The organism is Ruegeria sp. CJ6 (assembly GCF_056536665.1).
Genome location: NZ_JBQFQB010000001.1, coordinates 969,968 through 990,750 on the forward strand (window position 1 = coordinate 969,968; position 20,783 = coordinate 990,750).

At 56.2% G+C, this 20,783-nt stretch carries 19 protein-coding genes; 8 read left to right on the forward strand and 11 right to left on the reverse strand.

Translation table 11 applies throughout. The annotated features are described in order from the left end of the window. Positions 1-62 precede the first annotated feature (62 nt). Positions 63-1,076 (forward strand): helix-turn-helix domain-containing protein, encoded by a 1,014-nt coding sequence (locus tag ACR0BT_RS04920; protein ID WP_480762624.1) that lies wholly within the window; start codon positions 63-65, stop codon positions 1,074-1,076. Positions 1,077-1,259: 183 nt separating this feature from the next. Here ACR0BT_RS04920 and rpoD read toward each other — a convergent pair whose 3' ends face one another. From rpoD to ACR0BT_RS04965, 9 genes are all read right to left on the reverse strand, one after another. Beyond that, positions 1,260-3,248 (reverse strand): RNA polymerase sigma factor RpoD, encoded by a 1,989-nt coding sequence (rpoD, locus tag ACR0BT_RS04925; protein WP_170396291.1) that lies wholly within the window; start codon positions 3,246-3,248, stop codon positions 1,260-1,262. Positions 3,249-3,362: 114 nt separating this feature from the next. After that, positions 3,363-5,315: a DNA primase gene (gene dnaG / locus ACR0BT_RS04930; protein WP_480589934.1), complete on the reverse strand. Its 1,953-nt coding sequence runs from the start codon at positions 5,313-5,315 to the stop codon at positions 3,363-3,365. Between the two features lie 80 nt (positions 5,316-5,395). After that, positions 5,396-5,692 carry a hypothetical protein gene (locus tag ACR0BT_RS04935; protein ID WP_170396287.1) on the reverse strand — a complete coding sequence of 99 codons (297 nt, stop codon included), beginning with the start codon at positions 5,690-5,692 and terminating at the stop codon, positions 5,396-5,398. A 35-nt stretch (positions 5,693-5,727) separates the two neighbouring features. Beyond that, on the reverse strand, positions 5,728-6,273 hold the full coding sequence (locus ACR0BT_RS04940; protein WP_480762625.1) for a sarcosine oxidase subunit gamma: 546 nt from the start codon (positions 6,271-6,273) through the stop codon (positions 5,728-5,730). After that, positions 6,266-9,199 (reverse strand): sarcosine oxidase subunit alpha family protein, encoded by a 2,934-nt coding sequence (locus ACR0BT_RS04945; RefSeq protein WP_480762626.1) that lies wholly within the window; start codon positions 9,197-9,199, stop codon positions 6,266-6,268. The genes ACR0BT_RS04940 and ACR0BT_RS04945 overlap by 8 nt, the downstream gene beginning before the upstream one ends. Next, a complete protein-coding gene (locus ACR0BT_RS04950) occupies positions 9,196-9,459 on the reverse strand; it encodes a sarcosine oxidase subunit delta (RefSeq protein WP_170626614.1) in 264 nt (87 codons plus the stop codon). Before ACR0BT_RS04950 ends, ACR0BT_RS04945 begins: the two co-directional genes overlap by 4 nt. 55 nt (positions 9,460-9,514) lie before the next feature. Next, positions 9,515-10,768 (reverse strand): sarcosine oxidase subunit beta family protein, encoded by a 1,254-nt coding sequence (locus ACR0BT_RS04955; protein ID WP_170396279.1) that lies wholly within the window; start codon positions 10,766-10,768, stop codon positions 9,515-9,517. Positions 10,769-10,964: 196 nt separating this feature from the next. Continuing rightward, positions 10,965-12,395 carry a Glu/Leu/Phe/Val family dehydrogenase gene (locus ACR0BT_RS04960; protein ID WP_170396277.1) on the reverse strand — a complete coding sequence of 477 codons (1,431 nt, stop codon included), beginning with the start codon at positions 12,393-12,395 and terminating at the stop codon, positions 10,965-10,967. Then, entirely contained in the window at positions 12,382-12,690 is a 309-nt protein-coding gene (locus ACR0BT_RS04965) for a hypothetical protein (RefSeq protein ID WP_170512807.1), read from the reverse strand. The genes ACR0BT_RS04960 and ACR0BT_RS04965 overlap by 14 nt, the downstream gene beginning before the upstream one ends. Before the next feature lie 129 nt (positions 12,691-12,819). Here ACR0BT_RS04965 and ACR0BT_RS04970 point away from each other — a divergent pair, with 129 nt between their 5' ends. From ACR0BT_RS04970 to ACR0BT_RS04980, 3 genes are read left to right on the forward strand one after another with little or no spacing between them, the layout of a single operon-like run. Continuing rightward, positions 12,820-14,547, forward strand: coding sequence for a pilus assembly protein TadG-related protein (locus ACR0BT_RS04970; protein ID WP_255612046.1), 1,728 nt, complete (start codon positions 12,820-12,822; stop codon positions 14,545-14,547). Beyond that, complete coding sequence (locus ACR0BT_RS04975) at positions 14,544-15,161, forward strand: TadE/TadG family type IV pilus assembly protein (protein ID WP_170396272.1); 618 nt, start codon at positions 14,544-14,546, stop codon at positions 15,159-15,161. Before ACR0BT_RS04970 ends, ACR0BT_RS04975 begins: the two co-directional genes overlap by 4 nt. Continuing rightward, a complete protein-coding gene (locus ACR0BT_RS04980) occupies positions 15,148-15,744 on the forward strand; it encodes a hypothetical protein (RefSeq protein ID WP_170396270.1) in 597 nt (198 codons plus the stop codon). The genes ACR0BT_RS04975 and ACR0BT_RS04980 overlap by 14 nt, the downstream gene beginning before the upstream one ends. Here ACR0BT_RS04980 and ACR0BT_RS04985 read toward each other — a convergent pair. Then, positions 15,741-16,211 (reverse strand): hypothetical protein, encoded by a 471-nt coding sequence (locus tag ACR0BT_RS04985; protein ID WP_170396268.1) that lies wholly within the window; start codon positions 16,209-16,211, stop codon positions 15,741-15,743. The genes ACR0BT_RS04980 and ACR0BT_RS04985 overlap by 4 nt on opposite strands. 159 nt (positions 16,212-16,370) lie before the next feature. Between ACR0BT_RS04985 and ACR0BT_RS04990 the strand changes: the two genes are divergently transcribed. Further along, positions 16,371-17,282, forward strand: coding sequence for a pirin family protein (locus tag ACR0BT_RS04990; protein ID WP_170396266.1), 912 nt, complete (start codon positions 16,371-16,373; stop codon positions 17,280-17,282). Between the two features lie 7 nt (positions 17,283-17,289). Here the strand turns inward: ACR0BT_RS04990 and ACR0BT_RS04995 are convergent, their stop codons facing one another. Beyond that, positions 17,290-17,877: a TetR/AcrR family transcriptional regulator gene (locus tag ACR0BT_RS04995; RefSeq protein WP_170565777.1), complete on the reverse strand. Its 588-nt coding sequence runs from the start codon at positions 17,875-17,877 to the stop codon at positions 17,290-17,292. Between the two features lie 100 nt (positions 17,878-17,977). Here ACR0BT_RS04995 and ACR0BT_RS05000 point away from each other — a divergent pair, with 100 nt between their 5' ends. From ACR0BT_RS05000 to glpX, 3 genes are all read left to right on the forward strand, one after another. Then, complete coding sequence (locus tag ACR0BT_RS05000) at positions 17,978-18,226, forward strand: hypothetical protein (RefSeq protein ID WP_170396262.1); 249 nt, start codon at positions 17,978-17,980, stop codon at positions 18,224-18,226. Positions 18,227-18,354: 128 nt separating this feature from the next. Then, the gene (locus tag ACR0BT_RS05005; RefSeq protein WP_170403375.1) at positions 18,355-19,641 is read left to right on the forward strand and encodes a homoserine dehydrogenase; all 1,287 of its coding nucleotides are present in this window, start codon (positions 18,355-18,357) and stop codon (positions 19,639-19,641) included. A 71-nt stretch (positions 19,642-19,712) separates the two neighbouring features. Then, entirely contained in the window at positions 19,713-20,696 is a 984-nt protein-coding gene (glpX, locus tag ACR0BT_RS05010) for a class II fructose-bisphosphatase (protein WP_170422349.1), read from the forward strand. Positions 20,697-20,783: the final 87 nt, after the last annotated feature.

Sequence of the window (20,783 nt, forward strand, 5' to 3'; positions counted from 1 at the left end):
GCATTGCCACGGTTTGCCGCTAGGGTAACGGTATTACAGTAACGCGTTTTTTGGGCTGGGTGATGGACGTCGACATTTCACGCATTCAATTGCTGACACGGACCCTTGAGGATCACGCAAGCGCGACCGTGGTGGAACAAGTCCTGAGTGACTGCGCATTGACCCGCAGCGATATTGAACCGCCTGCCAAAAGGTGCAGCGCCCACAAAGAAGCGCTGTTTGTCCGACACGCCTGCGATGCACTTGGCGATATCACCTTTGGCGCACGGGCGGGTCTGGAATTCAGTTCTTCTTCCAGCATTACGGCCTATATCAGCAAGTACTCTCGTGATCTGAAGCAGGTGATCGAGAATACGGCGCGGTTTCATGGCATTATCGACCCGGCCCTGGCCTTCAATCTGCGCCTTTCAGGTAACGCTGCCTCGCTTGAGGCCGATTGGAAAGACCCGAGCTTTTCTCGCTATCATCGGCGGACCGAGTTCCTGCTGTTTGGCGCGATCGCCCGGATGCGGGCGTTGACTCAGTTGAATCTGAATCCGATTGAGATACGGTTTCAGCACACAGTTGGGCAACACCAAGCCACCTACCAGAAGATCGGAGGTTTCCCAGTTACCTTCGGGGCCGAACGCTTGGAAATCATCCTGTCGCTACCCTCGCTGGAAACACCGATCCCAACTTACGACCCTAGCCTGCGCGCGCATTTGGTTGAATTTGGTGAACGCCTGCTGGCCGAAAGACAGTCGCCAAGACAGAAAACCCGAGCACAGATCGAAGGGTTGATCACAGATGCGATGCCGGGGGGAATTGTACAGGTGGACGACGCCGCCACCCAGCTCGGCCTAAGCCCTCGAACACTGGCTCGCCGCCTGGCTGACGAAGGCACTTCATATCGCGAGATTGTTGAAGATTTACGATGTGACCTGGCGCAGACCTTTATCAAGAACGGTATGCATCTGTCCGAAATCTCGTATTCGCTCGGTTATTCCGATCAGGCTGCGTTTTCCACCGCCTTCAAACGTTGGACGGGCCAGGCCCCGACTGCTTTTCGCAAACGTGTCTCTCATCCGCTTTCATGAAGCTACAACGTGGCCGGGGGTCATCAGCCCAATCACCTCGCCCCGGCCTGTCCATGAGTGGACAGCGGCGATATAAAGATGGCATCGCCGGACTCCTTGCGAATTCCCGCCAATTTGATTTGAAGTTCAGTCATTGTGAGCGGGCGAAAGAAAAAAGCGCCTCGGGATGAGGCGCCTTTCGATTTACTGATCTAGGAAGGACCGCAATTTACGCGACCTACTCGGGTGTTTCAGCTTACGCAGCGCCTTCGCCTCGATCTGGCGGATACGTTCGCGCGTCACGCTGAACTGCTGACCGACCTCTTCCAGCGTGTGGTCGGTGTTCATGCCGATGCCAAAGCGCATCCGCAGAACCCGTTCCTCACGCGGGGTGAGAGAGGCCAGAACCCGTGTGGTGGTCTCCTTGAGGTTTTCCTGAATGGCGCTGTCCAGCGGCAGAACGGCATTCTTATCCTCGATGAAATCACCAAGCTGGCTGTCTTCCTCGTCGCCGATGGGCGTTTCGAGGCTGATCGGCTCTTTGGCGATTTTCATCACCTTGCGCACCTTCTCAAGCGGCATTTGCAGCTTTTCGGCCAATTCTTCCGGTGTTGGCTCGCGGCCGATTTCGTGCAGCATCTGACGACCTGTCCGGACCAGCTTGTTGATCGTTTCGATCATATGCACCGGGATACGGATCGTGCGCGCCTGATCCGCGATCGAACGCGTGATCGCCTGACGGATCCACCAGGTCGCATAGGTCGAGAACTTATAGCCCCGGCGGTATTCGAACTTGTCCACCGCCTTCATCAGGCCGATGTTACCTTCCTGAATAAGATCAAGGAATTGCAGGCCGCGGTTCGTGTACTTTTTGGCAATCGAGATCACCAGACGCAGGTTGGCCTCGACCATTTCCTTCTTGGCTTGCCGCGCCTCTTTCTCACCCTTCTGAACCTGCTGCACGATGCGGCGGAATTCAGGGATGTCCAGACCAACATATTGGCCAACCTGAGCCATGTCGTTGCGCAGTTCCTCAACCTTTTCGGTCGAGCGTTCGATGAACATCTGCCAGCCCCGGCCCGGCTTCTCAGCCATTTCAGCCAACCAGTTCGGATCCAGCTCGCGCCCACGATACGCATCGATGAACTCGCGACGGTTGATGCGAGCCTGGTCAGCCAGTTTCACCATCGAGCTGTCCAGTGACATAATCCGGCGATTGATGCCATAGAGCTGGTCGATTAGAGCTTCGATCCGGTTGTTGTGCAGGTGAAGACCATTCACCAGTTCAACAATCTCAGCGCGCAGCTTCTGATAGGTTTCTTCGTCCTTCGCGCTGAAAGTGCCATCCTCATTCAGCGTCGCAGAAATCCGGCTGTCCTGCATTTCGGACAGCATTGCGAAGTCGGTCGAGATGCGTTCCAGCGTGGTCAGCACCTGATCCTTCAGCGCTGCTTCCATCGCGGCCAGGGACATGTTGGCCTGATCGTCGTCATCATCGTCATCATCATTGGCAATCGGGTTGCCGTCAGCGTCAAGCTCCGGCCCCTCATCCTTGGCAGGCTTGGCCGCCTGCACCGATGAGGTATCGACAACCGGCTCTTCAACCTCGCCGTCTTCATCCATCTGGTTGCCGAAAGTGGTTTCCAGATCGATGACGTCCCGCAGCAGAATGTCTTCGGACAAAAGTTCATCATGCCAGATGGTGATCGCTTGGAAGGTCAGCGGGCTTTCGCACAGACCAGCGATCATGGTGTTCCGACCGGCTTCGATCCGCTTGGCGATGGCAATCTCGCCCTCGCGGCTCAGCAGTTCGACTGAACCCATCTCGCGCAGATACATGCGTACGGGGTCATCGGTGCGATCCAGCTTTTCGGTTGCAGCACCAGCCAGCGCAACCTCGCGCGGGCCTTCGGTGGTGACCAGTTCGGTCGAACCTTTGTTTTCTTCTTCTTCGGCTTCTTCATCTTCGATGATGTTGATGCCCATCTCGGACAGCATCGACATAACATCTTCGATCTGTTCCGAGCTGACCTGATCAGGCGGCAGAACCTGATTGAGCTGGTCGTAGGTGATGTAACCTTTCTCGCGAGCCTCGGCGATCATCTTCTTGACCTGGGCCTGGCTCATGTCCAGCGAGATTTCCTGTTCCTGCTCGTCGGATTTGCGGTCTTCGTTCGTATCCTTGGCGGCCATTCAATGCTCCTGCAGGGATGGGTGATTCGTTTGAACCGAATCATTAGCGCGTAGAAGTGATTCGGCCACCCGTTTACCCGTTTTTCTTTTCCAGTGCCTTACGAAAACACCACTTCATCGATGTTTCCGTTCGAATTTGATGCCAGACGTGATGGCCTCAAACGCGTCTTTCTCATCGCGGTTGATTCGCGCACCATTGTCGGCGATGTCGAAAACGGCCCTGTCTTCGTTCTGGCTGCGGCTTGTACGGTTGCGCTCTTCGGCGGCTTGCGCCAGCCGATATGTCAGCGCCTCATCGGCCAGATCAGACAATTCCTCTGCCGCTTCGGCAATCTCAGCATCCAACCCCCGGAGCGCTTTGATCTTTGCGAGTTCCTCGGCCAGCGTCATCTCGGCCTTTTCAACGTCGCCCGGTTTGTACACACAGGGGATCACTGCGACATGGCGAAGGGCCAGCAGGTTTTCAAGGGGTTCCGGTCCCAAAGCTGCGACAATATGATCTTTAATGTTGTCCGGATCATCAACTGCATGTCGCAACAAGACATCTCTCATGGCATTTAGTTCGGGATCCAAGCATGTCATTTCGTCGATCTGAATTTCGAACTGCACCACCAAAGCAGGCGTCAATATAGCAACTGCAAGAATGACACTTTCACGGAGCCGAATAGCAGCGCTGTTGTCGTTAGCAGCCAAGAAAGAAGTGCGTGCACCCTGTGTAGGTCCGGCAGTTTTGCGATCCCTATCCCGATTGGATTTCCAATTTTTTGCAGGGAACTTTTTCTGAGAGCGGTAAAAATGAAAAAGTAGATCCCGGATCTCCTGCCGATAGTGATTTCGTATCGACTTATCTCGGATTAACTTGATCTTCTCCCAAAGCGCTTTGTCCAATGCAGATCTGCGTTCTGGGCTATCAAAAACCTTGCCCTCAGTCTCGCGCTGCCACAGCAGCTTCACCATCGGAATGGCACCGTCCAGAACTGACCGAACTGCCCCTGCGCCTTCGGCGCGCAGCAAATCGTCAGGGTCCTTGCCTTCAGGCATTAGCGCAAAGCGCAGTGACTTACCCGCCTCCAGCAACGGCAATGCCAAGTCGACCGCCCGCATCGCCGCGCGCAGCCCTGCCGTATCGCCATCCAAAGCGATGATCGGCTCGTCAGAGATGCGCCAAAGTAGTTGCAACTGATGCTCGGTGATCGCCGTCCCCAATGGCGCAACCGACGCGCCAAACCCGGCCTCTGCCAAAGCGATCACGTCCATATAGCCCTCGGCCACAACCAAAGGCTGCCCCTTGCCTGCCGCCTGTCGTGCGGGGCCATGGTTGTAGAGGCTGCGGCCTTTGTCGAACAGATCGGTCTCGGGCGAGTTCAGGTATTTGGCGTTGTCATTGGGATCCATCGCCCGGCCACCAAACGCAATGCACCGCCCGCGCGGGTCGCGGATCGGGTACATGATGCGGTTGCGGAATGTGTCATAGGGCTTTTTGCCCTTATTCGAAGGTTTCGCCAGCCCGGCCCCAAGGATCAGGTCCTCGGAGACACTCTTACCGGTCAGATGATCCCACAACGCCTGCCAGCCGTCCGGCGCGAACCCGATCTCCCACCGATCCACCGCCTGCGCATCCAGTCCTCGGCGCCCCAGATAGTCGCGCGCCCCCGCGCCTGCGCCGGTCTTGAGTTGCAGGCGAAAAAACTGCACCGCCTGCTCCATCACCTCGGCCAGTTGCGAGCGGCGGTCCTGTTTCTCCTGCGCCCTGGGATCGCGTGCGGGCATCGGCATCCCGGCCTCGCGCGCCAGAATTTCCACGGCTTCTATGAAAGAGACATTCTCGGTCTCTTTCACAAAACTGATCGCGTCCCCTTTGGCGTGGCAGCCAAAGCAATAATAGAATCCCTTTTGGTCATCGACGTGGAACGAGGCGGTCTTTTCGTGATGAAAGGGGCAAGGCGCCCACATATCCCCCTTGCCCTGATTGGATTTGCGCTGGTCCCACATGACCTTACGCCCAACAACCTGAGACAGGCTGAGGCGCGTGCGCAGTTCATCCAGAAATCCGGGGGGCAAAGACATGAGTCAAACCTGCCAGAAATGAAAACGCGCGCCAAGGGGATGGCGCGCGGTTGTCCACAGAGAAATGATCTGACTGTGGATTATTGTTGTAAACACAACTCCAGCCACGCAGCTCCGAGATCCTTCTTACGCACGTCGCGCATCTTTTGCTCATATACCCAAGGCGTGATCAGCGGAACAGCGGCATTGTAGTTCTCGGGCCAGGTAGGACCACTGTCGGCCACCGCCTGCGCCACATCGCGTTCCTTGACCCGGTCAAGTCGTGCTTTCTGTATCGCTGCAACAACGTCGGCCTGATACTTGCAGCTCTGTTCCTTGGTTTCCTGTGCAACCACTGGCGTGGCCAGCACGGCCGCAACGATGGCGATACGCAACATGGGGATCTCCCGGGATTCGTTTCTTTCAGCGCAGCTTACCCGCGCGCGGCGGTGCCTTCCATCGCCCTTTTCAAATCGTGAACCAATGTCTCAGCCATTGAACGGAAGACCATGATCTGAAACGCGTTCTCTCCAACGCGCGTGATCGAAGCAGTCATGTGGAAGAGCAGGGTGCGGGCGGTATGGCCGCGCTTGAAATGCACCTTGCGCAGATCAACCGGCACTACGCGCGCCAGTACGTCTTCGACATCAGCACCCTCTAACCGGACCACAGCCCAGGCATCTGATTGGTCCACAATGGCAGCATTCTCGGTCAGGGTCGCATCAGGAGACGGCCCGATCAGCATCGCATGCGCCGGGCCGAACCAGATCGCCCGCGCGCCAGCCTTACCCGTTGCGCGGTTGGCCGATGGATAGGCCATCCCGTGCGCTGCTTTCAAAGCTTCGGATAGCGCCTTTTGCTTACCCTTGAAAGGTGAGATCGAATGGATCGCCCCTACATCCTCTTCGCTGAGCGTTACTGAGCCGATAGTCAAAGGCAGCAACCCGTCGCAGGGTGTTTTGGCGGTCAAATTATCCACGGACGCGCCCTCCTTCGGCGTCAAAGAAAACCGGGTTCACCACTTCACACAGGGTTGTCACGCCGCGCAGATGATCGACCATTTTCACGATTTCTCCATACCTCTCAGGCCCGTCCGCCAGGAAGCCCAAGCCCAACATCGTTTCCAGCGTCGGGGAATAACACACGGAGGTCAGATAGCCCTGATCATTGGTCCGCACCGGTTCTGCCTCTTCTTTGTAAAGATGCGCTCCTGCCAACAGCTCTTTGCTTTCACCAATCGGTTTCAACCCGACCAGGCGTTCGCGTCCGGGTTCTTCTAGGCCGGGTCGTTCGGACATTGTCTTACCGATACAGTCCTTCTTCTGAGAAACCATTCGACCCATGCCAATATCATACGCGGTCGTCCGCCCGTGTATCTCAGAGTGCGTTATAAAGCCCTTTTCGATCCGAAGAACGTTCAGCGCTTCCATCCCATAAAGACCTCCGCCCAGCGCTTCAGCCCGCTCGGTCAAAATATCGAACAGGGTCGCGCCATAGCGCGCAGGCACGGCGATTTCATATGCATGCTCGCCCGAGAACGAGATCCGGAACAAACGCCCTTGCACACCCAGCACCGAGATCGACCCACAAGCCATGAAGGGCCAGCTTTCTTCATCAAGAGGTGTGCCCAGCAAACCATTCAACAATTCACGCGATTTTGGCCCAGCAACGGCAAACTGTGCCCACTGTTCGGTGACCGAGATGAACGAGACATCCAGATCAGGGCGCAGTCCCTGATGAACGAACTCCAGATGCTTCATTACATCGCCAGCACCTGCTGTGGTGGTGGTCATCAGGTAATGCGTCTCTCCCAGCCGCGCGGTGGTGCCATCATCCATGACGAATCCATCCTCACGCAACATCAGGCCATATCGCGTTCGGCCAACTTTGAGGGTCGAGAACATGTTCGTATAAACGAAGTCCAGAAACGCCCCCGCATCCGGCCCCTGTATGTCAATCTTGCCAAGCGTCGAGACATCGCACACCCCGACGGCCTGACGCACCATATTGACCTCACGGTCACAGGATTGCCGCCACGTGGTTTCTCCACCCTTTGGGAAATAGCTGGGGCGATACCACAACCCGGCCTCAACCAACGGAGCTTTCCGCGCTACGGTCGCTTTGTGCGAAGTGATAAAGCGTTGCGGCTTGAAACCCTTGCCTTCAGCCCCAGCACCCAGCGCGGCAATGGCGATAGGAGAATACGGAGGGCGGAACGTCGTGGTTCCGGTTTCGGGTATCGCGCGCCCGGTGACGTCCGCTAGAATGGCCAACGCCGCCACGTTCGAATTCTTGCCCTGATCCGTCGCCATACCTTGCGTCGTATAGCGCTTCATGTGCTCGACTGACCGGAAGTTCTCAGTCGCGGCCTGTTTGACGTCTTTCACTGTAACATCGTTCTGGAAATCCAGCCACGCGCGCCCTTTGCCGGGAACGGCCCAAAGCTGCGTGATCTCGTATGGCGTGTCCTCGGCCTGCGGTGGCACAGTCTTCGTGGCCTTGTAGCCAAGATCGCCGAGCACGCCTTTGGCTGCCTCAATCCCTTCACGAAGGCAGGCTGTAATTGAGAAAGATCCGTTGCACGCACCCGCTGTCACCATGCCCGGCACGGCCCCCGGCGTTGGCACAAAGGCCTCGATCTCACGCTTCCAGATCGGGCGGCTATTCATGTGACACGTTAGATGAACCGAAGGATTCCAGCCCCCTGTCATGGCAAGGCAATCCGTGTGTATCCGTTCTTCTCCACTGGCGCGGCGCACTGTAATCGCCTCCAGCCCCTTACGGCCCGAACTGTTACAAACTTGCGCCCCGCGTAGAACCTCGTAGTCGTCAGACAAGGGCGCGTCATGGCGGCTATCGATCACAGCCGCCACATGGACACCAGCATCCAACAAATCACGCGCAGTGCGATGGATATCGTCAGTATTTCCGAAGATCGTCACATTGCGGCCCGGGCTGACACCCCATCGGTTTAGATACGCCCGCACCGCGCCAGCAGTCATGATCCCCGGGCGATCATTGTTGCGGAATGCGACCGGGCGCTCCAGCGCGCCTGCCGCCAGAACTGACCGCTTGGCCACGATCCGCCAATAGGTTTCCAACGGCGCCCCGTTGGGGCGGTGATCCGTATGGTGAAAAACGCGTTCCAACGCCGCAAAGGTACCTTGGTCATAGGCACCTGCGATAGTGGTCCGGGTCATGATGCGGACATTGTCCATCGCGGCCAACTCGGCCAGCACTTCGTCAACCCAATCGGGACCCGGTTTTCCGTCGACCTCATAGGTCTCGGCCAGCAGACGCCCACCCACGCGACTGTTTTCGTCGGCCAGAATGACGTCCGCGCCGGCACGACCAGCAACGAGTGCGGCCATCAGCCCCGCAGGCCCTGCCCCGATAATCAGCAGATCGCAAAAGGCATAAGCGCTTTCGTACTTGTCGGCATTGTCTTCGCCCGACAGTGCTCCCAATCCGGCGGCACGTCGAATGATCGGCTCGTATAGCTTTTCCCAGAAGCTTTTCGGCCACATGAAGGTTTTGTAGTAAAAACCCGCGCCCAAGAACGGGGAAGCCAGATCGTTGATCCCCATCAAATCGACACTCAGGCTGGGCCAGCGATTCTGGCTGCGCGCTTCAAGTCCCGGATAGATCTCTTGCATCGTGGCGCGAATATTTGGTTCTTGACCTGCGCCTGCCCCCACGGTCATCAGCGCATTCGGCTCTTCGCTGCCTGCGCTCAGCACACCCCTAGGCCGGTGGTACTTGAACGAACGCCCCATCAGGCGTACGCCATTCGCCAAAAGCGCTGAGGTCAGGGTGTCGCCCGCATAGCCGCTATAGCTGGCACCATCGAATACAAACGGAATCGACTGCGTACGATCGATAAGACCCTTTCCATCGATCCTCATGCCCGCTCCTCCGATGCCGGCTGCGCGTCGATCATCTCATGCGTGACCGTGTTTCGTGTGACCACGATCCATGCACCGCACCCGCCTTCGTGATACCAAAGCTCTCGTGTCGGCCCTGCCGGGTTTTCCCGTTGGTAGACAAAATCATTCCAAGCCGCCTCACCGGCATCCGGGGCCGGTCGGTCCAGATCCACTGCCGCCCCGCGATAGTAGAATTCGCGCCGATCCCGCTCGCCGCAATATGGACAGGTGATCCTCATAGCCGCGCGCCCTTCTTGATCTTTTCAATAATACCCAAATCCAACATCGCGCCCCTCAATGCAGATTGTGCTGAGAGCCCTTGCCCTCTTCATCGATAATCCCACGCCCGGTGCGGAAACGATCCAGTCGGAAGCCGGTGGCATTCTCGTGATACCGATCCGTCGCAATCAGATGCGCAAACACATTCCCCGAACCTGGAACCGCCTTGAAGCCACCATAGTTCCAGCCGCAATTGAGATAGAGCCCATCAATATCCGTTCGGTCTATGATCGGAGAGCCATCGGGCGACATATCCATGATCCCGCCCCAGGATCGCAGCACCCGCGCCTTGCCGATCATCGGCATCAGCGCCATCCCGGCCTCCATCACGCTTTCGACGGTAGGTAAATTACCTCGCGCCGCATAGGAGGCGTAAAAATCCAGATCACCGCCAAAGACCAGACCGCCCTTATCTGACTGGCTGATATAGAAATGCCCCATGCCAAAGGTCACCACATGATCGATGCAGGGCTTCAGACCTTCGGTCACGAAGGCCTGCAAGACATGGCTTTCAATCGGCAGCCTCATTCCAGCCATCGCCGCCACCTGACCTGAACGCCCGGCAGCAACCATCGCCACCTTCTTGGCCCGGATCGGCCCGCGCGAGGTCTGAACACCGCGAACCACGCCATTCTCGATATCAATACCGGTCACTTCGCAGTTCTGGATCAGATCCACGCCGCGCTGGTCCGCTCCGCGCGCATAGCCCCAGGCCACGGCATCGTGTCGCGCTGTACCTCCGCGCGGGTGGTAGAGACCGCCATACAGAGGGAACCTAAGGTCATCGAAATTCAGATAGGGCACCATCCGCCTCAATTCATCGCGATTGAGCAGGATAGCATCGTCACCCTGACTGATCATCATGTTGCCCCGGCGCGCAGCGGCATCACGCTGCCCGTCCGAATGGAACAGGTTGATGATCCCGCGTTGCGAATGCATGACATTGTAGTTCAGATCCTGCTCAAGACCTTCCCACAGCTTCAATGAGTGCGAGTAGAACTCGGAATTGCCCTGCAAAAAATAGTTCGCGCGCACAATGGTGGTGTTGCGCCCGACATTGCCCCCACCGATATAGCCCTTTTCCAGAACAGCGATATTGGTCAGACCATGTTCCTTGGCCAGATAATAGGCCGTGCTCAACCCATGACCTCCGCCGCCGATAATGACGATGTCATATTCGGATTTCGGTTCAGGCTCGCGCCAGTGCGGCGTCCAGCCTTTGTTGCCGGTCAGGCCCTCTTTCAGGACACGTAAGCCGGAGAAACGCATTCAGAACTCCCTACAGGTGTGTCGGCATCAAACCAACTTCACCCAGCAGTAACAACGCCGGAATCCGGTTCCACTCCTGTTTTCGACGAAAACTTGTCGCTGGGCGACCAATCCACACACTCTGACGACTTCGACCTAAATGAAAAATGGCCAACCCGATGGTTGGCCACTCAAGAATCTTCTGTTGTCTGTGCGCTCAGAGGCCCTTGGCGCGATAGCTTTTTGAGACGCGGTCGATCGCAACGATATAGGCCGCCGTGCGCAGATCGTCGACATCTGCGCGATCATGCCAGACTTCGCTCATCGACTGATAGGCAATGCGCATCGTGTCATCGAGACCAGAACGCACCAGCTCCAACTCGCCAGCGCCCTTTAGGTACTTGGCCTTGAAATCCGGAGACATCGACCAAGCGTCACCCAGATACCGATCCAACCGTTCCAGTTCGCTGACGATCAACTCATGCCGAGCTTCTTCCTGACGCCGCTGCATCCGGCCAAAACGGATGTGGCTGAGGTTTTTGACCCATTCAAAATAGGACACGGTCACACCACCCGCGTTTGCATACATGTCAGGAATGATCACCGTGCCTTTCTTGCGCATGATCTCATCAGCACCCGCCGTGACAGGCCCGTTGGCGGCCTCGATGATCAGTGGTGCCTTAATACGTTCGGCGTTGGATAGGTTTATTACCCCCTCCAGCGCCGCCGGAATCAGGATGTCACACTCGGCTTCAAGTACCGCGCCGCCCTCGGCGGAATGCGTGGCGTCGGGATAGTCCTTCACGCCGCCATGCTTGACGATCCACTGCCGCACGGCTTCTACGTCGATGCCATCGGGATTGTACAGAGCGCCATCCCATTCGATGATGCCGACCACACGCGACCCGTCTTCCTCGCTGAGGAACTTGGCTGCGTGATAGCCCACGTTACCCAATCCCTGCACGACGACGCGCTTTCCGTCCAGCGTGCCTGACAAGTTCGCCTTCTTGACGTCTTCCGGGTTTCGGAAGAATTCGCGCAACGCGTATTGGATGCCGCGCCCGGTTGCTTCGACCCTGCCCGCGATGCCCCCCGCGTTCAGCGGTTTACCTGTCACACAGGCTCGCGCGTTGATATCGGTCGTATTCATCCGCGCATATTGGTCAGCCATCCACGCCATTTCGCGCTCGCCTGTTCCCATATCGGGCGCAGGCACGTTCTGTGAGGGGTTGATCAGATCGCGCTTTGCCAGCTCATAGGCAAAACGACGCGTGATCTGTTCCATCTCATGTTCTTCATACTGGCGAGGATCAATGCAAAGGCCCCCTTTCGAGCCACCAAAGGGCGCTTCGACCAGTGCACACTTGTAAGTCATGAGCGCAGCGAGCGCTTCGACCTCATCCTGGTTCACCGCCAAGGCATAGCGAATGCCACCCTTTACCGGCTCCATATGTTCCGAATGAACCGAACGATATCCGGTAAAGGTGTGGATCTGCCCCCGCAGACGCACCCCGAACCGAACGGTGTAGGTGGCATTACAAACCCGTATCTTCTCTTCTAGCCCGGGCGGCAAATCCATCAGAGACGCCGCTCTGTTGAACATCAAATCAACACTCTCACGAAAGCTGGGTTCTTTAATGCCGGTCATAAAATCCTCCGTGCCGGTAGACGAGATACGTCATGACTTTTTGTCGCACTGCTTGCCAAATACCGCAATCAGTAACTGCACGTATTTTCATCAGTTTGTGAACTTTACTTTTCAGCTCCATTGGTGAGTCGGGCGTTAACGAAAGCCGCGCGATTGTCCAAAGGCGCGAAACAAAACCACCAATAACACCGGGAATAAAGCTGAATCTCGTTAAAAACGAGCAGCATAGTGTCCACTGCGCCCAAATCTCGCCACGATCCGTGAGTAAATTATTAAAGTTGCGAAGTGCTGGCATCAGTGTGTCTGATCGACCGAGGAACCAATTATGCGCAAGTTTGATTTGAAGGCCCAATTCAACCGTCTCTGCCGCGAAAACAGTTGTTCGCGGCACTTGCGGCACTTTGTTTCTTCGACAGAAGGCACGATGACGATCCTTGCCCTTTTCCTGATCGTGATAGTCTTCACCGTGGCCGGGTTCGCGGTCGACGTCATGCGGTATGATCGCGAAAGGGTAAGGCTACAATACGCACTGGACCGCGCGGTCCTTGCCGCAGCTGACCTGGACCAAGAGCTTTGCCCACGGGTCGTGGTGAATGATTACATTCGCAAAGAAGGTTTCGATACGAATATCATCAAAAATATCAAGGTCGAGCCCGAGACATGCACGACAAACGACGACGGAACCGTGACTCAGGTTGCAGAACTTGAAGGAAAACGGAAAGTCGAAGCCAGCGCCGACATGAGCATTGAGACACACTTCATGAAATGGAGTGGCGTCGATTACATTGATACAACCGCCACCAGCATCGCCGAAGAATCGATTGGTAACGTCGAAATTTCGTTGGTTCTGGACGTGTCGGGCTCGATGCGCGGGACAAAGCTGACCAACCTCAAAAGTGCCGCTGAGGACTTTATCGATGAGATGATCCTGAAATCTGAGGATGGTAGATTGTCGATCTCAATTGTGCCCTACTCGGAACAGGTGTCGGTGCCTGACTACCTTATGAATGCTTTGAACACGATCGGGGCTAACGAAAGGGCCAATTGCATCGATTTCCAGGCTTCGGACTACACAACGACCGATTTCAACTATTACGACATCGTGGACGACGAAGGAAACATCATCACAAAAGGGGACTATGTCCCGCAAACTCTTCATTTCAAGGATAATGGCTCCAGCGACAAAAGGTTCAGCGACACGTTGGTAACCAGCAATACGTGCCGTCTTGAAACCACCACAGATCGGCGAGAGATGACGGTAATCCAGAATGATCCTGACATTCTGAAAGGTCAGATCCAGAATCTTGTGGCAAGCGGCTGGACTTCGATCGATGTGGGCCTCAAGTGGGGTCTAACTTTGCTTGACGATAGTATCCAACCGCTGATCGCTCAGATTGCAGACAGTTCAGAAATTCCGGACTCGTTCGCAATTCGGCCAGCCCCTAACAAGACCACGGACACCCTCAAGGTTCTGGTGCTGATGACGGATGGTGAAAACACTTATCAGCACAAAGTGAATCCGCCTTATAATGACGGCCCCTCGGACATCTATTGGAATGAAGATGCCGAAACGTATTCGATCTACGATGAAGAGTATGACCGCTGGGCTTGGCCTAATGTCGCCACAACTGTACGGGACAGTTCGTACAGGCGCTGGACCCGCGACAAATACCAAGATCATGCCCATGGCAATGGGACTTATATGCGCTACCGCTGTACGGATTACTACAACGGCACCTGCTATTCGATGGATCGATCGCAAACACGCGAGGACTCCGAAGGGCTTTCAACAGATTCCGATCCGGTAGAACTGGAATGGCCCGATGTCTGGGCGCATACTGAAAAATACGCAATTCGGAATATGTTGCGTCACGCTTATGGCTGGGATCGCGGCGAAGAATTTGCAGCTGACTCCACGACCGAAATTGGTCCTTCGACCAAAAATCCAAATGTTGTAGATCTCTGCGAAGAAGCTGAAGAAGATAATGTCATCATCTTCTCGATCGCTTTTGAGGCACCCTACGGTGTTAAGCAGATGCTGAAAGACTGCGCGATCAAACCTGCCCGTTACTATGAAGCCACCGGCAATCAGATTGAACGCGTCTTCGATTCAATCAGCACCTCCATTCAAAACCTGAGGCTGACCCAATGACAAAGACACTGCGGAATCGGCTTCGGAGATTTCGAAAGAATGAGGATGGAAACTCGTCTATCGAGTTTATCTTCTGGTTTCCATTCTTCCTGTATGTCGCTTATTCAGGCATGGATCTGGGATTGCAGTCCTTCCACCATGCCGATCTTGAACGATCTCTGGATATGACAATTCGGGAAGTCCGGCTTAATCGCCTTCCTGAAGGGGAAGATGAATGGGATCACGCGCTGCTGAAGAAAATGATCTGTGACGAAGCGCTGATAACCAATTGCTCGGAAAACCTCGCGCTCGAGATGAAGTCCATTGATCCGCGGGTCGGCAATCAGTTGGATCCAACCCCCTATTGCGTCGACACTCCGGAGACAATTCGTAAGCCGGACGAAGTTGTTTTTGAACAAGGGACTTCAAATGAGCTTATGATTATCCGCGCCTGTCTTGAGGTTTCACCTGTTTTTGGGCTTTCGATGCTGAGCGGCATTGCGAAGCAGGACAACGACGGCCAATGGGAATTGCAGGCGACGACCGTATTTGTTCATGAACCATTTGGTGGTTCATCAGCTGATCCTGACGATTCATCTGACACAACTGTGGATGTGGCCGATGCCTCGAATTAACAAAGAAAATCGCAACCTTCCCAAGGCACTGCTGAACCGCTTTCTCAAACGAGAAGACGGCGCCTTATCGGTCGAGGCAATGCTGATATTGCCGCTGCTGTTCTGGTCAATGTTTGCGTCTTACACCTATTATGACAGCTATCGCCAAAGCGCGATCAACATCAAAGGAGCGTACGCAGTTGCGGATGTGCTCTCACGCGAAGCTGAAGATGTTAACGCCGCGTATATCAACACTATGTACGACCTTCTGGAAAACATGGTTGATACCAGAGCACCGGTCTCGATGCGTGTGACCTATCTGACCTATGATGGTGATAACGATCTCCACGATGTTCTATGGTCCTGCGTGCGGGGCACTGGATATCAGAAATGGACCGACGCAGAGATCGTGAAAATCAAACAACGGCTTCCGGTAATGCCTGATAACGGCTCAATGATACTGGTCGAAACCAACAATACATACAAAGCGCCATTCCAGATGGCATTCAAATTTGCTGACTTTGAAATGGATAATCTGGTCTTCACACACCCTCGTGTTTTCGACCAGATCGTCAATACCGACCCTGCTTGCTTGGGTGTCTAACTCTTTTCAGCAAGCATCGCCGACAGCATTTCCGACATGTATTTGGTCTCGGCGGCGGCTGTCATGCCGCCAATGCCAATCCTTCGTCCGACACGCCACCAAAGACCGGGCGCCCACTGGTTTGAGCTTCGTGCATGAGTGGTTACCAAGAAGCCATTTGATGGCTTAAATGCGAACACGCCCCGGTCTACGCCTTCGACATCCTCGATATTGCAGATCACCTGCCCTGAGCCTGTGCGCAATTGGGATTGGGTCAGTTCGATCCTGTCTTCGGTCGCGTACCACATGCGACGGGCTAACCAGAACGCGGCTGCCCCGGAAACCAGTAAGAAGACCTGCCAGCCTAACTCAGGCGGCGATGCCAACGCGACGTAAATGACCAACGCCCCGACCGTGACCAGCATCCCTACCCCAGTCCAGCGCCGCGGTGCCGAGGCCGCGACCGTAGCCAGCACTTCTTCTTGCATATTGTTCTCCTGATTGTCCGCCCGCTTTAACCGCTTTGATACGCAAAGGACAGCACCGCGTCACCTGTCTGAGCATCTTCGCACAGCTTCAGTGTTCCTGCGCAAATTGACTGCCTCAGGCCGACGCATAAGTTCCGGTCAAAGGATCAGGAGGCGTTTATGTCACTCAGACCAACTTTGGAATTCCGCAAGGCGGTCCCGACAATGGAAGGCGCGGGCGTCAAATTGCACCGGGCGTTTGGGTTTCAGGACCCGTCGGAACTGGACCCGTTTCTGCTGTTCGATGATTTCCGGAATGACAACCCATTGGACTATATGGCCGGTTTTCCGTGGCATCCGCATCGGGGCATCGAAACGATCACTTATGTCCTGTCCGGTACAGTCGAACACAGCGACTCGCTGGGCAATAGCGGCACGCTGGGTGCCGGAGATGTCCAGTGGATGACCGCCGGGTCAGGTATCCTGCATCAGGAAATGCCCAAGGGGTCGGCCAGCGGTCAGATGCATGGGTTCCAGCTGTGGGGCAATCTGCCATCAGATCAGAAAATGGCCGCCCCGCGCTATCAGGACGTTCAAAGCACTGATATTCCAGAAATCATCGATGATGATGGGACAAAGGTCCGTGTGATTGTCGGCACATTCTGGGGACGCACGGGCCCAGTGGACGGTATCGCTGCCGATCCGCAATACCTGGATATCAGCATACCGGCAGGGGTGAAAAAAACCATTCCGATCGACACATACCGCCGGGCCTTCGCCTATATCTTTGAAGGCAGTGCTGCATTTGCTGATGCGTCTCAGCCAACCGGTGTTCTTTTGGAAAAAGAAGTTGCCGGGCAAGAGGTCAACATCCGCGACATGTCAGGAGACAGGACGTTGGTTCGGTTCGGGACCGGAGACGAAATCACGGTTCAGGCCGGGCCCGAGGGTGTACGGTTTCTTTTGATTTCGGGCGCTCCGATCGATGAACCCGTGGCGTGGCATGGCCCGATCGTGATGAATACGCAGGCAGAATTACAGCAAGCGTTTCGGGAGTTGCGGAACGGAACGTTCATCCGCCCGGCCCACTAAGGGCTGGTCAGGCGGTAACCGCTTTGCGGACCATGTCCCAATACACCTGCTCGACCTCATCCAGCGACAGGCGGCCGCCGCTGCGATACCAAGTGATCACACCATTCAGCATGGCGATCACCGCCAAGGTAGCGATCTTGGTATCGGAGACCGAAAATTGACCCGATTGCTGCCCGTTACGCAGAATATGCTCTAACGAGTCCTCGTAACGGCGGCGCAAGGCCTCGATTTCGGCAAAATTTTCGGGGTTCAGATTGCGCAGCTCCATATAAGCGATGAACACCTCGTCGGGACGCTGCAGGTGAAAACGGATGTGGAACCCGACAAACTGACGCAACGCATCTTGTGGATCATCAAACCGGTCGAGATCGTCATAGGCGGCCATCAGATCCTGCATGTGATCGCGCATCAGCCGAAACAGCAGGCTCTGCTTGTCGGGCGTGTAATTATAGAGTGCCCCAGCCTGCACCCCCACCTCGCCTGCGATCTGCCGCATTGAAACCGCAGCATAGCCATGACGGGCAAACAGCCCCAGTGCGGCCTCACGAATGCGGGGGCCGGTTATATCGGAATGAGAACCTTGTGTACGCGCCATGCTTCGATCGTATCTGAACAGACGTTCAGATAGAACCCCGCTTGAACCATTCCGACAAAACGTGCATCACGGGATACACGCTGCGACCCGAAGGACTGCGATGAAGCTTTTGCTGCCCATTCTCTTTGTGCTGGCCACCGCCGGCTGCGCAAATATCCCAGAGTTGGAAGGCAGCGAAACCGCCGCATTGCGCAAGGCACCCTACCCCAAGCTTATTGCTTTGGATCCCGCCCTCGGCCCTCCGACCGATCCAATCAGCGAAGCGGAAGAGGTAGAAGAAGACCTGACAGCACGCAGCGAAGCGTTGGCGGAAAAGGCCGAAGCGCTGCAGAATGCCGAGATTAACTAGGATTTCGGTCACGTCACTAGCTCCAAAAGATTAGACGGATTGCACCCCTGCCTCGAACCCGCTAAGGCAGCCCGCAAAGGACACTTCGCCATCGCGGGCGGTATTGCGAGCAGAAAGGACCCAAGGGAATGACACAGGCGCTGAGGCTTGGAATTGCCGGATTGGGAACCGTTGGCGTGGGTGTGGTTAAAATTGTGCGTCGTCATGCCGATTTGTTGCACGCCCGCACCGGGCGTCGCATCGAGATCACCGCAGTTTCGGCCCGTGATGCCAGCAAGGACCGTGGCGTAAACCTCTCGGATTATGCATGGGAAACCGATCCCGTTGCATTGGCCAAACGCGAAGACATCGATGTTTTTGTCGAACTGATGGGCGGCGAGAACGGCCCCGCGAAAGCTTCGGTCGAGGCGGCGCTGAACAGTGGCAAGGATGTCGTCACCGCAAACAAGGCACTGCTGGCGATTCATGGGCAGGAACTGGCGGAATTGGCCGAAGCCGCAGGTCGTGTCATTCGCTTCGAAGCGGCTGTCGCGGGTGGTATCCCGGTAATCAAATCTCTGACCGAAGGACTGGCGGGTAACGAGATCACGCGTGTCATGGGCGTCATGAACGGTACCTGCAACTATATTCTGACCCGGATGCAATCGCAGGAGTTGGGCTATAACGCCCTGTTCGAGGAATGCGCGCAGCTTGGCTATCTTGAAGCCGATCCGAATCTGGATGTTGGCGGCATCGACGCGGCGCACAAACTGGCGCTGCTGTCTTCGATTGCCTTTGGCACCAAGCCGAATTTCGATGGGATCGAGATCGAGGGCATTCAGCATATTAGCCTCGATGACATCCATCAGGCCCACGACATGGGGTATCGCATCAAGCTGTTGGGTGTAGCACAGCGAACGGCGCGCGGACTGGAACAGCGGATGCAACCCTGTCTAGTGCCGAGCAATTCTCCGCTAGGTCAGTTGGAAGGCGGAACAAACATGGTTGTGCTGGATGGGGACGCAGTTGAACAAATCGTTCTGCGCGGCCCCGGTGCCGGTGAAGGTCCCACTGCCAGCGCGGTGATGGGCGACGTTTGCGATCTGGCGCGAGGCTTGCATATACCGACATTTGGCCGCCCTGCGACGACCCTGCAAGACGCAGCCTCCGCCGTTACTGGCTTACCTGCACCCTACTATCTGCGGCTCGGTCTTCTGGACAAGCCCGGCGCTCTGGCAAAGGTCGCGGCGATTCTGGGCGATGCTGGAGTCTCGATCGACCGGATGCGGCAGTATGGGCACACAGAAAGCACAGCGCCCGTGCTGATCGTGACCCACAAAACCACGCGGGCGACGCTGGACCATGCACTGGATGGCCTGCGCGCCACCGATGTGGTGGCCGGAGAACCCGTCGCCCTGCGTATCGAACAAGTCTGACCCCTTGCGGCCTATGCTGCGCGCAGGCTATGCCGGATAAAACGCCTTAGCTGACCAAAGGATATGCGAAGATGAACGCTGCCAAGATCGATTTCAACGACCGCCTGCTGTCTCTGGGCCTTGCACGGGTGGCAGAACAGGCCGCGCTGGCGTCCGCCTCTCTGGTTGGCCGGGGTGATGAGAAAGCTGCCGATCAGGCTGCCGTCAACGCTATGCGTGAACAACTGAACCTTCTGGACATTGAGGGTGTCGTTGTCATTGGTGAGGGCGAGCGTGATGAAGCACCGATGCTCTATATCGGCGAAGAGGTTGGCACTGGTAACGGCCCGGGCGTAGACATTGCGCTGGACCCGCTTGAAGGCACAACCCTGACCGCCAAGGACATGCCCAACGCGCTGACCGTCATTGCCATGGGCCCGCGCGGCTCAATGCTACACGCTCCGGACGTATACATGGACAAACTGGCCATTGGTCCGGGCTTTCCCGAAGGTGTCGTAAGCTTGGACATGAGCCCGCGCGAGCGAGTTGAAGCGCTGGCCAAGGCCAAAGGCTGCGAGCCTGCGGATATTACCGTATGCATATTGGAGCGTCCTCGCCACGAAGCGATGATTGCTGAAGTCCGCGATACCGGTGCGTCGATCCGCCTGATCACAGATGGCGACGTCGCAGGTGTGATGCATTGCGCCGAAAGCGAAGTGACCGGCATCGACATGTATATGGGTCAAGGTGGCGCGCCCGAGGGTGTGCTTGCCGCAGCCGCGCTGAAATGCATGGGCGGTCAGATCTTTGGCCGCCTGTTGTTCCGTAATGACGACGAACGTGGCCGGGCGGCCAAAGCGGGCATCACCGATCTGGACCGTGTTTATGCGCGCGACGAGATGGTAACGGCGGATGTAATCTTTGCCGCTACTGGGGTCACCGGAGGCTCACTGCTGCCGCGCATCAAGCGGGAACCGGGTTGGGTTGAAACAACGACGCTGCTCATGCGATCAAAAACGGGCTCGGTGCGGCGGATGTCCTACCGCACGCCGATGTGGCCACACAACGAAGCATAGCGGCTTGCGCCAGCGCCTTCAGCAAGAGTATTCATAAAAGACCAAGAGGCCGGATCCGCAGGGGTCCGGCCTTAGTGCATGAGGTGA

Bases quoted from the DNA above. Each gene is read 5' to 3' on its own strand.
- ACR0BT_RS04920 (WP_480762624.1), top strand. From the start codon at position 63: ATGGACGTCGACATTTCACGCATTCAATTGCTGACACGGACCCTTGAG.
- rpoD (WP_170396291.1), bottom strand. From the start codon at position 3,248: ATGGCCGCCAAGGATACGAACGAAGACCGCAAATCCGACGAGCAGGAA.
- dnaG (WP_480589934.1), bottom strand. From the start codon at position 5,315: ATGTCTTTGCCCCCCGGATTTCTGGATGAACTGCGCACGCGCCTCAGC.
- ACR0BT_RS04935 (WP_170396287.1), bottom strand. From the start codon at position 5,692: ATGTTGCGTATCGCCATCGTTGCGGCCGTGCTGGCCACGCCAGTGGTT.
- ACR0BT_RS04945 (WP_480762626.1), bottom strand. From the start codon at position 9,199: ATGAGGATCGATGGAAAGGGTCTTATCGATCGTACGCAGTCGATTCCG.
- ACR0BT_RS04950 (WP_170626614.1), bottom strand. From the start codon at position 9,459: ATGAGGATCACCTGTCCATATTGCGGCGAGCGGGATCGGCGCGAATTC.
- ACR0BT_RS04955 (WP_170396279.1), bottom strand. From the start codon at position 10,768: ATGCGTTTCTCCGGCTTACGTGTCCTGAAAGAGGGCCTGACCGGCAAC.
- ACR0BT_RS04960 (WP_170396277.1), bottom strand. From the start codon at position 12,395: ATGACCGGCATTAAAGAACCCAGCTTTCGTGAGAGTGTTGATTTGATG.
- ACR0BT_RS04965 (WP_170512807.1), bottom strand. From the start codon at position 12,690: ATGCCAGCACTTCGCAACTTTAATAATTTACTCACGGATCGTGGCGAG.
- ACR0BT_RS04970 (WP_255612046.1), top strand. From the start codon at position 12,820: ATGACGATCCTTGCCCTTTTCCTGATCGTGATAGTCTTCACCGTGGCC.
- ACR0BT_RS04975 (WP_170396272.1), top strand. From the start codon at position 14,544: ATGACAAAGACACTGCGGAATCGGCTTCGGAGATTTCGAAAGAATGAG.
- ACR0BT_RS04980 (WP_170396270.1), top strand. From the start codon at position 15,148: ATGCCTCGAATTAACAAAGAAAATCGCAACCTTCCCAAGGCACTGCTG.
- ACR0BT_RS04985 (WP_170396268.1), bottom strand. From the start codon at position 16,211: ATGCAAGAAGAAGTGCTGGCTACGGTCGCGGCCTCGGCACCGCGGCGC.
- ACR0BT_RS04990 (WP_170396266.1), top strand. From the start codon at position 16,371: ATGTCACTCAGACCAACTTTGGAATTCCGCAAGGCGGTCCCGACAATG.
- ACR0BT_RS04995 (WP_170565777.1), bottom strand. From the start codon at position 17,877: ATGGCGCGTACACAAGGTTCTCATTCCGATATAACCGGCCCCCGCATT.
- ACR0BT_RS05000 (WP_170396262.1), top strand. From the start codon at position 17,978: ATGAAGCTTTTGCTGCCCATTCTCTTTGTGCTGGCCACCGCCGGCTGC.
- ACR0BT_RS05005 (WP_170403375.1), top strand. From the start codon at position 18,355: ATGACACAGGCGCTGAGGCTTGGAATTGCCGGATTGGGAACCGTTGGC.
- glpX (WP_170422349.1), top strand. From the start codon at position 19,713: ATGAACGCTGCCAAGATCGATTTCAACGACCGCCTGCTGTCTCTGGGC.